Origin of the sequence: Nonomuraea sp. NPDC050540 (genome assembly GCF_044457485.1) — a bacterium.
Classification (GTDB): domain Bacteria; phylum Actinomycetota; class Actinomycetes; order Streptosporangiales; family Streptosporangiaceae; genus Nonomuraea.
This window is the reverse complement of the sequence record NZ_JBITHA010000002.1, coordinates 691,730-704,747: the sequence shown is the minus strand read 5'-3', so window position 1 is coordinate 704,747 and position 13,018 is coordinate 691,730. Positions and strand designations below refer to the sequence as shown.

The 13,018-nt window shown below is 69.2% G+C and carries 11 protein-coding genes and 3 tRNA genes; 5 read left to right on the top strand and 9 right to left on the bottom strand.

What is annotated here, in order from left to right; translation table 11 throughout:
• Positions 1 to 18: 18 nt before the first annotated feature.
• Together ACIBI5_RS09635 and ACIBI5_RS09630 are read right to left on the bottom strand one after the other, a co-directional pair.
• Complete coding sequence (locus ACIBI5_RS09635) at positions 19 to 1,539, bottom strand: N-acetylmuramoyl-L-alanine amidase (RefSeq protein ID WP_397244998.1); 1,521 nt, start codon at positions 1,537 to 1,539, stop codon at positions 19 to 21.
• 84 nt (positions 1,540 to 1,623) lie between these two features.
• Entirely contained in the window at positions 1,624 to 3,243 is a 1,620-nt protein-coding gene (locus ACIBI5_RS09630) for a heparinase II/III family protein (protein ID WP_397244996.1), read from the bottom strand.
• A 112-nt stretch (positions 3,244 to 3,355) separates the two neighbouring features.
• Between ACIBI5_RS09630 and ACIBI5_RS09625 the strand changes: the two genes are divergently transcribed.
• From ACIBI5_RS09625 to ACIBI5_RS09615, 3 genes are read left to right on the top strand one after another with little or no spacing between them, the layout of a single operon-like run.
• The gene (locus ACIBI5_RS09625) at positions 3,356 to 3,961 is read left to right on the top strand and encodes an HD domain-containing protein (RefSeq protein WP_397244994.1); all 606 of its coding nucleotides are present in this window, start codon (positions 3,356 to 3,358) and stop codon (positions 3,959 to 3,961) included.
• 14 nt (positions 3,962 to 3,975) lie between these two features.
• Entirely contained in the window at positions 3,976 to 4,749 is a 774-nt protein-coding gene (locus ACIBI5_RS09620; protein ID WP_397244992.1) for an SAM-dependent methyltransferase, read from the top strand.
• A 35-nt stretch (positions 4,750 to 4,784) separates the two neighbouring features.
• Positions 4,785 to 5,138, top strand: a complete 354-nt coding sequence (locus tag ACIBI5_RS09615) for an antibiotic biosynthesis monooxygenase family protein (RefSeq protein WP_397244990.1) — start codon at positions 4,785 to 4,787, stop codon at positions 5,136 to 5,138.
• A 672-nt stretch (positions 5,139 to 5,810) separates the two neighbouring features.
• Here the strand turns inward: ACIBI5_RS09615 and ACIBI5_RS09610 are convergent.
• The 4 genes from ACIBI5_RS09610 to ACIBI5_RS09595 all read right to left on the bottom strand — a co-directional run bounded on the left by ACIBI5_RS09610 (position 5,811) and on the right by ACIBI5_RS09595 (position 6,750).
• Positions 5,811 to 5,883 (bottom strand) — tRNA-Glu (locus ACIBI5_RS09610).
• Positions 5,884 to 5,901: 18 nt separating this feature from the next.
• Positions 5,902 to 5,977, bottom strand: a tRNA-Glu gene (locus ACIBI5_RS09605).
• A 77-nt stretch (positions 5,978 to 6,054) separates the two neighbouring features.
• Positions 6,055 to 6,636: a hypothetical protein gene (locus tag ACIBI5_RS09600; RefSeq protein WP_397244988.1), complete on the bottom strand. Its 582-nt coding sequence runs from the start codon at positions 6,634 to 6,636 to the stop codon at positions 6,055 to 6,057.
• A 42-nt stretch (positions 6,637 to 6,678) separates the two neighbouring features.
• Positions 6,679 to 6,750 (bottom strand) — tRNA-Gln (locus tag ACIBI5_RS09595).
• A gap of 166 nt (positions 6,751 to 6,916) precedes the next feature.
• On the opposite strand from ACIBI5_RS09595, the gene ACIBI5_RS09590 reads away from it, so the two are divergent.
• Entirely contained in the window at positions 6,917 to 8,884 is a 1,968-nt protein-coding gene (locus ACIBI5_RS09590; protein ID WP_397244986.1) for a M3 family metallopeptidase, read from the top strand.
• Between the two features lie 43 nt (positions 8,885 to 8,927).
• Here ACIBI5_RS09590 and ACIBI5_RS09585 read toward each other — a convergent pair whose 3' ends face one another.
• On the bottom strand, positions 8,928 to 9,467 hold the full coding sequence (locus ACIBI5_RS09585) for a PadR family transcriptional regulator (RefSeq protein WP_397244984.1): 540 nt from the start codon (positions 9,465 to 9,467) through the stop codon (positions 8,928 to 8,930).
• Between the two features lie 54 nt (positions 9,468 to 9,521).
• On the opposite strand from ACIBI5_RS09585, the gene ACIBI5_RS09580 reads away from it, so the two are divergent.
• Positions 9,522 to 10,805 (top strand): MATE family efflux transporter, encoded by a 1,284-nt coding sequence (locus ACIBI5_RS09580; RefSeq protein WP_397244982.1) that lies wholly within the window; start codon positions 9,522 to 9,524, stop codon positions 10,803 to 10,805.
• On the opposite strand, the gene gltX is transcribed toward ACIBI5_RS09580, so the two are convergent.
• Positions 10,699 to 12,072, bottom strand: a complete 1,374-nt coding sequence (gltX, locus tag ACIBI5_RS09575) for a glutamate--tRNA ligase (protein ID WP_397244980.1) — start codon at positions 12,070 to 12,072, stop codon at positions 10,699 to 10,701. The two genes, ACIBI5_RS09580 and gltX, sit on opposite strands and share 107 nt — an antisense overlap.
• A complete protein-coding gene (locus ACIBI5_RS09570) occupies positions 12,065 to 12,841 on the bottom strand; it encodes a fumarylacetoacetate hydrolase family protein (RefSeq protein ID WP_397103199.1) in 777 nt (258 codons plus the stop codon). The genes gltX and ACIBI5_RS09570 overlap by 8 nt, the downstream gene beginning before the upstream one ends.
• Positions 12,842 to 13,018 lie beyond the last annotated feature (177 nt).

The window sequence follows — 13,018 nt, the reverse complement described above, 5'->3', positions numbered from 1 at the left end:
GCCGTACCCCCAAAGCCGTTATTTGCTGATCCGGACGGCGTCGGCGATCACGAGGCCGACGCCGGAGGTCCAGCGGCTCACCCCGACCACGTTGTAGTCACCGGCGTTGAGCGAGAACGTGCCGAGGCTCCGCCACCCGCCCCCGCCGGAACGCTGGTCGACATAGACCGTCTGGTTGCCGCCGGAGGCGGCCACGATGTACGGGGCCGAGCTGTTGTAGCCGGGCAGCGCCGGGTACCAGACCTCGACCTTGTATGTGCCCGCGGTGGGAATGTTGGCCTTGTACCAGGCCGGGTCGCTGGCGGCGACAGGCTCGGCGTAGCGGTAGTCGGGCCCGTATCGCTGGGCGGAGTACGTCGAGGTGCCCCAGTTGGCGCTGGAGCTGAACCGGTCGGCGGTCGTGTTGTCCACGATGGTGGACCAGGTGGTGCCGCCGCCTCCGGTGACGTACTGCATGTACTTGTTCCAGTCCCAGTGCCGGCCGGGGTCGGTGTGGGTGGCGCCGGGGACCTCGTTGTGCCCGATGATGCCGGTGCGCGTCTTCGGGATGCCGTACTTGTTGCACAGGTACGCGGTCAGCGCCGCCGAGCTGCGGTACATGGCGTCGGTGAACCACGAGGGGTTGTCGACGAAGCCCTCGTGCTCGATGCCGATGGAACGCGTGTTGTAGCTCCAGTTGCCGGCGTGCCAGGCGACGTCCTTGTCACGGACCATCTGGGTGACCGCGCCGTCGGAGGAGCGGATCACGTAGTGGGCGGAGACGTTGGCGCTCGGGTTCTGGAACCAGGAGATGGTGCCGGCGTACGAGCCCTGCGTGACGTGGATGATCACCCGGTCGATGTTGTAGCTGGACTCGCGGCTGGAGGCGGTGTAGTTGCCGGAGTTCGCGGCGACCCACGCGGCCGGCGGGTAGTCGGGGCTGAGGGCGGCCATCGCGGTGAGGTCCTGGGCCTGTTCGTACGCGCCGCGCTCGGCGGTGACCATCTGGGCGGGAACGCTGATCTGCTCCGCGCCCGCGGTGCCGGTCAGGCCTTTGCCGAGGAAGTCGTAGACGGTGTCGGCGTACAGGCGGGCGGTGGCCGGGTCGGCGGCGTTGCCGTACTTGGCGACGACCGGGTACCACGCGCCGAGCGCCGCGTCGGCGGCCAGCCCGAGCTCGTCGGCGTAGGCGCGCAGCACGGCCGCGCCGCCCTTGATGTTGGCCGCGGCGTCGCGCTTGAGCGCCCGCGTGGACAGGCCGGTGAGTTCGGCGGCCTTCTCCAGGACCTTGGCGGTGGGGTTGCTGACCAGGTGCATGACGCCGTAGCCGCCGCTGGCGCTCGGCGCGCCGGCGTGCCCGTCGAAGTGGGTCTCGGCGTAGGCGATGGTGGCCAGCAGGTCGCGGGGCACCTTGTAGGTCTGCGCGGCCTGGGCGAAGGCGTCGCCGAGCGGGGCGGCCTGCGCGCTCGCGCGGGCGGTCGTGGTGGGCAGGACGAGGGTGAGCATGGCGATCATGCTCGTCACGAGCAGCACTAATCGGGGGGTTCGAGTAGCCCTCATGGCCGCAAGATACGACTATCCCTGACAGATGTCGATAATTGACATCACTCCGGGTTTACTTGAAACTTTCCGTCGCCCTCGTGTTCAGAAGACCACGGACACGCCGTTCACCTTCACCTTGCCGCCCGAGCAGGACACCTTCGGCTCGTCGGTGCCCGGCACCACCACTGTCACCAGCTCCTTGGCCGCCGGCGAGACGACCACGCTGGCCGGCTTCCTCGACAGGTACGTCGGCGAGACCCAGCCCCGCTTGCCGCCCCGCTCCACCTTCTGCCCGCCGACCGGCTTGCACCCCGCCAGCTGCACCAGCGTGACCCGGTACTTCCCGTCACCCAGCACGACCTTGCCGCCCGCGTTGGAGACGACCGTGAGCGACGGGTCGAAGCGCCACAGGTTGCGCACCTTCTTCCCGCCGCCCGCACTGTCGCGCACCGCCATCACGTCCTCGCCGTGATGGACGAACACACTTCTGGTACGCCCGACGCCGTACGCCTTGTCGGCGACCCGGAAAGTCTGGCGGCCGGAGCCGTACGTCGCCTTGGTGAGCTTCGTGGCGGTACGCGGCCGGAACCGCGCGCCCTCGACCATGGGCACGTTGTGCGCCTCGGGAGAGAGGGTCCAGTAGCGGTAGGCGCTCTTCTCGTAGGAGTGGAACCCCGCGTCGACCAGGATGTCGCGCCCGTCGGCGTAGTAGGTGACGCCCATGTGGTCCTCGTGCCCGTGGAACTTGGTCCCCGGCCCGAACCGCAGCGAGTAGTACGCCGCCTCCTTGGTCCAGTCGGTCCGCCCGTAGGCGTAACCCGCCCGGTAGACCTTGACCTTCTCCTTGGGCGTGCCGGTCTCCATCTTCGGCTCGGTCTCGGCGCTGCCGTCGCCGATCGGCACCATGTAGCCGCTGGGCTCGGTGGAGTGGGCGACGAACGACTTCAGCGCCTCGGTCCGCTTGGCGATCTCGCCGGGCACCTTGCGGTCGCAGTCGCGCATGTTGGTCATGGCGACCTGGAGCCGGCCGTACACGTAGACGGCGTAGCGCGGCGCCTGCTCCATGAGCGCGCCCTGGGAGTCCACGTCGAGCTTGACCGTGCCGGTCAGCCGCTTGATCGCCAGCGACGCCCAGTCGCGCCGTCCCAGCCGGCAGCCGATCGCCATGAGCGCGATGTCCTGGTCGATGCCGTGGTTGTGCCCCTTCTTGTACAGCCGGGCGTCCGACAGCAGCTTCGCGTGCTCCTTCAGGCTGCCGGTGAGCCAGCCGTCCTTGACGTGCATGCTCAGGCAGACGAGCGCCTGCGTGCGCAGCGATGTGGGGTGGTCCTTCCAGACGTAGGGCTTGGTACGGCTCGCCCCGCGCTTGTTGCTCGCCACCCAGTCCTTGGTGATCTCCTTGGCGCGCTCCAGGTACCGTGCCTCACCGGTGTTCTCGTAACCGACCACGAGCGTGCCGACCCAGCGCAGCGAGTGGAAGACGAACTCCCACGACCTGTTCCGGTACGGGCTCGCGCCCCAGTTGATCTTCTTGCCCAGCTTGTACGCCGGCTGCCCGACCAGCGAGATCTCCCCGTTCATCACGTCTTCGGCGGTGGGCGTACCCGGGATCCAGTCGCCCTGGCACTGCGCGGTGCGCTTCACCTTGTCGGCGGCCTGCGCGGGAGCCCCGAGCCCGGTGGTGGCGAGCATGAGGGCAAGAGGGATCGCGAGGCGGCGCACGCCGGTGTCCTTCCGAGGGTGTCTTCACGGGAGCGAGACATGCTCTCGAACCGGCGATCAAGAGGTCAAGCCGGGTGCGCGATCGTTAGCCGCTCGATGCCATGCTGTCTTCGTGAACTACGCAGACATCCTGATCCCGGACACCGCCGCCTGCCGTCTCGCGCTTGAGGTCGCGACCGAGTTCCACACGCCTTCGCTGCTCAACCACTCCGTCCGCGCCTATTTGTTCGCCGCGGCCTACGGCCAGGAGAACGCCGTCCCCTTCGACGCCGAACTGCTCTACGTCTCGGCGATGCTGCACGATCTGGGGCTGACGAAGGAGTTCGACAGCCACACGGTCGCCTTCGAGGCGGCGGGAGGACACGTGGCCTGGGTGTTCGGCGCCGGCGCCGGCTGGCCGGCCGAGCGCAGGAAGCGGGCGGCCGAGGTGATCGTGCGCCACATGTGGGCCGAGGTGGACGTGAACGACGACCCGGAAGGCCACCTCCTGGAGCTCTCCACCGCCATGGACATCTCCGGCCGCCAGACCGACGAGATCCCCGAGCCGGTCAAGCAGGAGGTCCTGCGGCTCTACCCGCGCCTGGACCTCGTCGAGGAGTTCACCGCCCGCATGACCGAGCAGGGGACCCGCAAGCCGGACAGCGTCGCCGGGGGCTTCGTCCGCGCCGGGTTCGGGGGCAGACTCGCCGCCAACCCCCTGAATTTCCTCGAAGCGTGATTTAGGTTTGTCCTGTGATCGATAAAACTGTGTCCCATTCGCCGAGAATCTGGAACTACTGGCTCGGGGGCAAGGACAACTACGAGATCGATCGTGAGATCGGCGACCAGTTCGCGCGCGTGTTCCCGGAGATCGTGCCGATCGCCCAGGAGTCGCGGGGCTTCCTGACCCGTGCCGTGACGTTCCTGGCGGGCGAGGCCGGGATCCGGCAGTTCCTGGACATCGGCACCGGCCTGCCCACGGTCAACAACACGCACGAGGTCGCCCAGCGCGTGGCCCCGGAGGCCCGCGTCGTCTACGTGGACAACGACCCGATCGTCCTGGCCCATGCCCGCGCGCTGCTCGTCGGCAGCGAGGAAGGGCTCACCCAGTACATCGAGGCCGACCTGCGCGAGCCCGCGGCGATCCTGGCCGGGGCGAGCGAGACCACGCTCGACCTGTCGCGCCCGGTGGCGTTGATGCTCCTCAACATCCTCGGCCACCTGCCCGACTACGACCAGGCCAAGGCCATCGTGGGCACGCTGGTCGACGCGCTGCCCTCGGGCAGCTACGTGGCCATCGCCGACGGCACCAACGTCATCAAGGGCCCCGAGTTCGAGGCGGCCATCGCCATCTGGAACCAGAGCGGCTCCGTCCCGTACCACCTGCGCCATCCGGACCAGATCGCCGGCTTCTTCGAGGGCCTGGAACTGCTGGAGCCCGGCGTCGTCTCCTGCCCCGGCTGGCGTCCGGGCGGCACGCCGGGTCCGGCCGTGGACGAGTTCTGCGGACTGGCCCGCAAGCCCTAGAAGAGAGCGGAGCCCCGCCCGCATAGGCTGGGCCCATGGCTGTCGTGAAGATCAACGCTCTGACCGTTCCCGCCGAGATGCGCGAGGACCTGGAGAAGAGGTTCGCCAACCGCGCCGGGATGGTCGACTCGGCCGACGGGTTCGAATGGTTCGAGCTGCTGCGGCCGCTCGAGGGGACCGACCAGTACCTCGTGTACACGCGCTGGCGCAGCGAGGAGGACTTCGTGGCCTGGCAGCAGGGCCCCGCCTTCCAACGTGGCCACGCCCAGGCAGCGGAAGCCGCCAAGGCCCAGGGCCAGGGTCATGGCCACGGCCAGGGCGGCCCCGCGGCGTCGGGCTCACAAGTCTGGTCATTCGAGGTAATCCAAAGCGCCGGCCCCAAGAACTAACCACCCGCGCCCGAACACCCAAGCCAGGAACCACCCACCCACCAACCCAGCCGGGGAGGCTGCCTCTCCGGCCCCCTTGGGCCCGCGGCCGAGGCGGCGGGCGGCGGCGCGTGGTTGTGCGGGTTGCCGGAGCACCGAGAAAGCGGGAGACGCGGTGAGCCCGCCACGGCCCCGAGACGCCGGGACGGCGAAGAAGGGCGGGCTCGCCGGAGCGGCGAGGCGGCGGGTGGCTGCGCGGTTTCCCGAGACGCCGGGACGGCGAAAGGGGGCGGGTGGCTGCGCAGGTCGCCGGGGCGCGGAGAAGACGGGACGGTGAGAGGCGGCGGGTGGCTGCGCAGGTCGCCGGGGCGCGGAGAAGACGGGACGGTGAGAGGCGGCGGGTGGCTGCGCAGGTCGCCGGGGCGCGGAGAAGGCGGGACGGTGAGAGGCGGCGGGTGGTTGTGCGGGGGTTTCCGGGCGCCGAGACGGCGGGGTGTGTCGCGGTGGTGGGCGGCGCCGGGGGGCGGTGGCCGGGGTGGGGCATGGGAACCGGTTCACGTGGGCCGTTGCGGTGGGGACCACGTCCGACGTGAGAAGCGACCCCCACGATCGGCCTGAGCGTACGACGGCGGGTGGCGGTAGGGACGCTTGCCGTAACAGAAAAAGAAACGGAAGAATCTCAAGAGGAAGGCGTAGTCCCGACCGGATTCGAACCGGCGCTACCGCCTTGAGAGGGCGGCGTCCTGGGCCACTAGACGACGGGACCTTCGTGAACTTGTGACAGTGGTAGTCCCGACCGGATTCGAACCGGCGCTACCGCCTTGAGAGGGCGGCGTCCTGGGCCACTAGACGACGGGACCCTGACCACAAGTGATTTCGCCGGTCTCCCCGGCGACGCAGGTAACTCTACCGCACCCCGAGGAGCACTCCAAACCGCTTAAGAGCCCATGAGATCGGGCCGGTACCGCCGGATCCAGGCCCCCATCGGCCCCCGCTCCCACAGCGGATCGAGCTCTCCCAGCGGGATGGCGACCTCGGGCCGCCCGGTCGCCGGATCGACGGGAACGGCGGCCAGCCGGGCACGCATCCACCCCGGCAGTCGCTCAGGTGTACGCCGGGTTCCCCAGCCGATGAGGCCGGTGGCCCGCAACGGCTGGGCGCGCACCCGAAGTCCCCCCACCCGCCCGATACGGCGCGGATCGGCACTGCGCGTCTCCACCGCGCCCACCCGGGTGATGTCGGCCCACAGCAGGCGTACGAAGAAGCCACGCGCGTCGTTCAGCTCCACGCCCGCCTCGGAGAACCGCACGACGGTCCCCGAGACCAGCCTGCGGTGCTTCACCACGAGAACCCCCGCCGGCGCCAAGGTGGCGAGCAGCCCCAGCAGCACGCCACCGGCGGTGGACCCGGTGAGGATGGCGCCCAGCAGCAGGCAGACGAGGAAGAAGAGCAGCAGCGGTCCGGCGAAGGCCAGCGCGAAGCGGGGGAAGGAACCCGGGCGAATGCGAAACTCTTCCATAAGCAGAAAACGGATGCCCCGGTGAGAGGACATCCGTCAAAGCTGGGGTACCAGGACTCGAACCTAGACTAACTGAACCAGAATCAGTCGTGCTGCCAATTACACCATACCCCACCGAAACGAACCCCTTCGGAGCTCGCCTTGGCGACGTCCGAAAGAATAGCCCAGCTTGGCGGTCACCACCAAAACGATTGCCGAACCGGGCGTCGGCGGCACCCGGCAGCCCCCGTGACATGCCAAGCTGAAGGAGGACAAAACCACCGCACGAGGAGCTCGAACGTTGGCAGAGAACCCGTTCTTTTCACCCAGCAGCCTGCCCTATCAGCTGCCTGACTTCGGGGCTATCCGGGAGGAGCACTACCTCCCCGCGTTCGAGCGCGGCATGAGCGAGCACCTGGCCGAGGTCGCGGCGATCGCGAACAGCGAAGAGGCGCCCACGTTCGACAACACGATCGCGGCGCTGGAGCGCTCCGGCCGTGTCCTCGGCCGCACGGGCATGGTCTTCTTCAGCATCGTCTCCTCCGATTCCACCGACGGCATCATGGCCATCGAGAAGGAGATCTCGCCGAAGCTGACCAAGCACAGCGACGAGATCCGGCTCGACCGCGCGCTGTGGGCGCGCATCAAGCAGGTCAACACCTCCGACCCGGAGGAGTCGTGGCTGCTGGAGAAGTACCGCGAGGACTTCATCAGGGCCGGCGCCGACCTGTCCGAGGGCGACCAGGAGCGGCTCAAGCGGCTCAACGAGGAGCTCTCCACCCTGTCCACCGACTTCTCGCAGAACCTGCTCAGGGCGAGCAAGGAGTCGGCGCTGGTCGTCGAGGACGCCGTCGAGCTGGACGGCTTCGACGAGGTGCGGCTGAAGGCGCTGGAGAAGGACGGCAAGTACGTCCTGCCGCTGCTCAACTTCACCAACCAGCCCGGCCTGGCGCAGCTGACGAACCGGGAGACCCGCCGCAAGCTGTACACGCTGTCGGTGGAGCGGGCGCCGGCGAACCTGGACCTGGCCGTCCGGATGGCCACCCTGCGCGCCGAGCGCGCGAAGCTGCTCGGCTTCCCGAGCCACGCCTCCTACAGCGTCGCCGACCAGACGGCCAAGACGGCCGAGGCGGTCGAGGAGATGCTCGGCCAGCTCGTCGGCCCCGCCGTACGCAATGCGAAGAAGGAAGCGGAGGCGCTGGCCGAGCAGGCCGGGTTCGCGATCGAGCCGTGGGACTGGTCGTTCTACACCGAGAAGGTGCGCGAGGCGAAGTACGACTTCGACGCCGACGCGATGCGGCCCTACTTCGAGCTCGACCGGGTCTTCCGCGACGGCATCTTCCACGCGGCCGGCCGCCTGTACGGGCTGCGCTTCACCGAGCGGACCGACCTGAAGGGCTACCACGAGGACGTCTCGGTCTGGGAGGTCGGCAACGAGGACGGCTCGCAGCTCGGCCTGTTCCTGCTCGACCCGTACGCCCGCCCGACCAAGCGCGGCGGCGCGTGGATGAACAACCTGGTCGACCAGTCCTACCTGTTCGGCGAGCTGCCCGTCGTCATGAACAACCTGAACGTCACCAAGCCGGCCGACGGGCCGACGCTGCTGACGTTCGACGAGGTCAACACGGCCTTCCACGAGTTCGGGCACGCGCTGCACGGCTTGTTCTCCGCGGTGCGCTACCCGAGGGTGTCGGGCACCAACGTGCCGCGCGACTTCGTGGAGTACCCGTCGCAGGTCAACGAGATGTGGGCGACCTGGCCGGAGATCCTCGCCAACTACGCCAAGCACCACGAGACGGGCGAGCCGATGCCCGCCGAGCTCGTGGAGAAGATGCGGGCGACGGAGAAGTTCAACCAGGGCTTCCAGACCGTGGAGTACCTGGCCGCGACGCTGCTCGACTGGGCCTGGCACAAGCTGGCCGCGGGCGAGACGGTCGAGGACGCGCGGGTGTTCGAGGCCGCGGCCCTGGAATCGGCGGGGATCGCCTTCCCGCAGGTGCTCCCGCGCTACCGCACCAACTACTTCGCGCACATCTTCTCCGGTGGCTACAGCGCCGGCTACTACTCCTACATCTGGAGCGAGGTGCTCGACGCCGAGAGCGTGGAGTGGTTCAAGGAGAACGGCGGCCTGAAGCGCGAGAACGGCGACCACTTCCGCCGCGAGCTGCTGTCGAAGGGCGGCAGCCTCGACGCGCTGACCGCCTTCCGCAACTTCCGCGGCCGCGAGCCCAGCATCCGCCCGCTGCTTGAACGTCGCGGATTGGTGTAGAAAGTCCCTTCTGAGGGGGTACGGCGGGGCCTGCCGTACCTCCTCACTCTTTTTCCGCCCCCAGTTCGTTCCTGAGCCACTCCCGCTCGGCGGCGCCCGTGGCCCGCGCGACCAGGAGCATCCCTCGCCGGTAGGGATCGGTCTCGTCCTCGGCGCGCACCGGCCGCTCGCCGTCGTAGAAGAAGCTGGCCGGGGTCTCCAGGAAGTCGAGCCTGCGCCGCAGCACCCGCGCCCGCTCCGCCGCGTCCGGCAGCGCCGACAGGAACGTCAGCAGCGCGAAGAACCGCGTCTGGTCGCTGATCTCGATGTCGGTGGGCTCGCGCAGCCGGCGCAGTAGTTCTTCCCTGCCCTTGTCCGTCAGCGTCAGCACGAGTCGCCGCGCCGCCGCCGTGCCCTGCTCCTCGTGCCGTTCGACCAGGCCCTTGGCCTCCAGTCTGGCGATGGCCGGGTAGAGCGCGCCGTCGCTGACCGGGCGCAGGTGGCCGCTGAGCGCGTTGAGCCTGGCCTTGAGCTCGTAGCCGTGCATCGGCCGCTCGTCGAGGAACCCCAGGATCGTCAGGGTCAGGTCACCGCCGCTTGCCATGGGCGCATCGTATCGCTATACATCTAAACGATATATAGCGAATCGAGGTAGCGCATGATCAGGCTGGCGTTCCCCATCTACGTGGAGTTGCTCACCGCGGTCGTCGCGGTGAGCGTGATCGACCTGCTCTGGGTCTCCGGCCTGGGCGAGAGCGCGGTCGCGGCGGTCACCGTGGCCACGACCACCGAGTTTCTGGCGCTCGGGTTGTTCCTGGCCGTCCAGACCGGCCTCACCGTGCTCGTCGGCCGCCGCGACGGCCGCGCGCCGCTCGCGCCCCTGGTCAGGACCGGCTGGCTGCTCTGGGCCGCGTTCAGCCTGGCCGTGGCCGTCCCCGGCGTACTGCTGCGCGAACCCCTGGCCGCCCTCCTGTCCGCCGACGCCCCCACCGCCGCGCTGACCGCCGGCTACTACCTGATCTCCCTGGCCGGCCTGCCCGTCTTCTTCGCCCAATGCCTGGTGGACGGCGTGCTCAAGGGCAAGGGCAACACGCGGGTCCCGATGCGCAACGCGCTGATCTGCAACGCCCTGGTCGTCGTCCTCGACCCGCTGCTCATCTACGGCCTCGGCATGGGCGTCCAGGGCGCCGCGCTGGCCACCGTCCTGGCCCGCCTGGCCACACTCGGCCTCGCCCTGCTCTCCCTGGTACGGCAGGCTCCGGCCGACGCCCCGGGCCGCGCTCCCGCGTGGGAGCTCGTGCGCACCGGGCTGCCCATGTCGGGCGACTTCCTGGCCCGCGCGCTGGTCGGCATGGTCCTGGTGGACGTGGTCGCCGGGTTCGGCGTGGCCGCGCAGGCCGGATACGGCATCGGCTCGAAGATCATGCTGGCCGGCGTCATGGTCTTCTACGCGCTGCGCCAGGCCACGATGATCAGGACGGCCCGCTCCGAGCCGGTCGGGCGGCCGCTGGTGCTCGGCCTGGGCGCCGGTGTGGCCGTGGCGGCGGTGCTCAACCTGGCGGCCGCGCCGGTCGCCGGCTGGTTCACCGCCGATCCCGGACCGGCGGTGGAGTTTCTGCGCTGGATGACGCTCTACCTGGTGCCGTTCGGCGGGCTGATCGCCGCCGGCGGGGTTCTGCAGGCGAGCGGGAGGGGCGGCCGCCTGCTGGCCGCCACGCTGGCGGGCTTCGCGGTGCAGCTGCTTCTCGCCTACACGCTGAGCTCGTGGCTCGGAGTCACGGGGGTGTGGGTGTCGATGGCCGCCGGGGCTCTGGTGAGCCTCGGCGGCGCCGTACTCACGCCTGGAGCTTGGCCAGGGCGGCGCGCAGGCGGTCCTGGGAGCGCTCGCGGCCGAGGACCTCGATCGACTCGAACAGCGGCAGGCCCACGGTCCGGCCCGTGACGGCCACGCGGACCGGCGCCTGCGCCTTGCCGAGCTTCAGCCCGTGCTGGGCGCCGACCTCCTCCAGCGCGACCTTGAGCGACTCGGGGTCCCAGCTGACGTCCGCCAGGCGCTCCAGGTAGCCGGTGAGGATCTCCACGGGGGAGTTCTTCATCGCCTTGTCCCAGGAGGCCTCGTCGAAGGCGGGCTCGGGCAGGAAGAGGAAGTCGACGTTCTGCCGGATCTCCGACAGCACGGCGATGCGCGTCTGGGCCAGCGGCGCGACCTTGCTGAACGTCTCGCGGTCCCAGCTCGGGTCGAGGTAGGCGGCGCAGCGCTCCTCGAAGGTCTCCAGCGGAAGCGCGCGGATGTACTCGCCGTTGAAGGCCCGCAGCTTCTTCTCGTCGAAGAACGCGCTGGCGGAGTTGACGTTGTCCAGCTTGAACAGCGGCATCATCTCCGACCACGGCATGATCTCGCGGTCGTCGCCAGGACCCCAGCCCAGCAGCATGAGGTAGTTGACCATCGCCTCGGCCAGGTAGCCCTCCTCGCGGTAGGACTCCAGGGCCACCTTGTCGCGGCGCTTGGACAGCTTCTTGCGCTGCTCGTTGACGATCACCGGCAGGTGCGCCCAGACCGGCGGCCGCTTGCCCAGCGCGGGCCAGAGCATGACCTGCTTGGCCGCGTTGCCCAGGTGCTCCTCGCCGCGGATGACGTGGGTGATGTCCTGGGTGATGTCGTCGACCGCGTTGGCCAGCACGTAGAGCGGCGAGCCGTCGGTGCGGGCGATGACGAAGTCCTCCTGCGCGTCGTTGGGGAACTCCACGCGGCCGCGGATGACGTCGTCCACCACCGTGACGCCCTCGTCGGGGGTGCGGAAGCGCGTCGCGCCCGCGGTCAGGCCCCGCTCGCGGCAGTGGCCGTCGTAGCCCTTGTGCTCGGAGCCGGTGCGGGCCACCAGGTCCTCGCGGGTGCAGTCGCAGTGGTAGGCGCGGCCGTCGGCGAGCAGCTTGGCCACGGCCTCGCGGTGCTGCGGTTCGAAGGCCGACTGGAAGTACGGGCCCTCGAAGGCCGGGTTGGTGCCGTTGACGCCGATCCAGTCGAGCGCGGAGATGATGCCCTCGGTCCACTCCGGCCTGTTGCGCGAGGCGTCGGTGTCCTCGATGCGCAGCACGAACTGGCCGCCCGACTGCTCGGCCAGCGCCCAGTTGAACAGCGCGGTGCGGGCGCCGCCCACGTGGAACATGCCGGTCGGTGAGGGCGCGAAGCGCACCCGCAGGTCAGTCACGGGAAACCACCTTGTTCGTGAGTGTGCCGATGCCCTCGATGCCGACGCTGACCTCGTCGCCGACCTCCAGCGGGCCCACGCCCGCGGGGGTGCCGGTCAGGATCACGTCGCCGGGGATCAGCGTCATGACGGCGCTGACGTAGGCCACCAGCGCGGGAATGTCGTTGATGAGCTGGTTCGTGCGGCCGCTCTGGCGCACCTCGCCGTTGACCGTCGTGGTCAGCGCGAGGTCGCCCGGGTCGAGGTCGGTCTGTATCCACGGCCCCAGCGGGCAGAAGGTGTCGAAGCCCTTGGCCCGGGTGAACTGCACGTCCTTCTTCTGCAGGTCGCGGGCGGTGACGTCGTTGGCGCAGGTGTAGCCGAAGATGACGTCCTTGACCCGCTCGACCGGGACCTCGCGGCACAGGCGGCCGATGACCACGGCCAGCTCACCCTCGTAGTCGACGCGGTCGGACAGCGACGTCGGGTAGGCGATGGGCTCGCCGTGGCCGATGACCGAGGTCGACGGCTTGAGGAAGATGAGCGGTTCTTCCGGGACCTCGTTGCCCAGCTCGGCGGCGTGTTCGGCGTAGTTGCGGCCGATGGCGATCACCTTGCTCGGCAGCATCGGGGACAGCAGCTTCACCTGGGCCAGCGGGAAACGCTCGCCGGTGAACTGCACCTGGTTGAAGGGGTGCCCGGCGACTGCGGAGACGACCTCCTCGCCAGGGCCGCCCTCGACCACGCCGAACGAGACGCCTTCGCCTGTGGAGAACCTCGCTATACGCACCAGACAAGGCTATCGCCGACGTGCCGGGGCTCGGCCCACGTTGGTCCGTGGCTCATCCCGCGCAAGTCAGGACTTGTCAATAAATACAGCTCATGACGCATTTTTCCCGGTATGTCGGAAATTTAGGGTGCATAGCAGGCACTACATGCTGTGACACTTCAATTCTCGGGGGTGACG

Coding starts and splice junctions, on each gene's coding strand:
- ACIBI5_RS09635 (WP_397244998.1), bottom strand. CDS start 1,539: ATGAGGGCTACTCGAACCCCCCGATTAGTGCTGCTCGTGACGAGCATG.
- ACIBI5_RS09615 (WP_397244990.1), top strand. CDS start 4,785: ATGGCTGTCGTGAAGATCAACGCTCTGACCGTTCCCGCCGAGATGCGC.
- ACIBI5_RS09600 (WP_397244988.1), bottom strand. CDS start 6,636: ATGGAAGAGTTTCGCATTCGCCCGGGTTCCTTCCCCCGCTTCGCGCTG.
- ACIBI5_RS09585 (WP_397244984.1), bottom strand. CDS start 9,467: ATGGCAAGCGGCGGTGACCTGACCCTGACGATCCTGGGGTTCCTCGAC.
- ACIBI5_RS09580 (WP_397244982.1), top strand. CDS start 9,522: ATGATCAGGCTGGCGTTCCCCATCTACGTGGAGTTGCTCACCGCGGTC.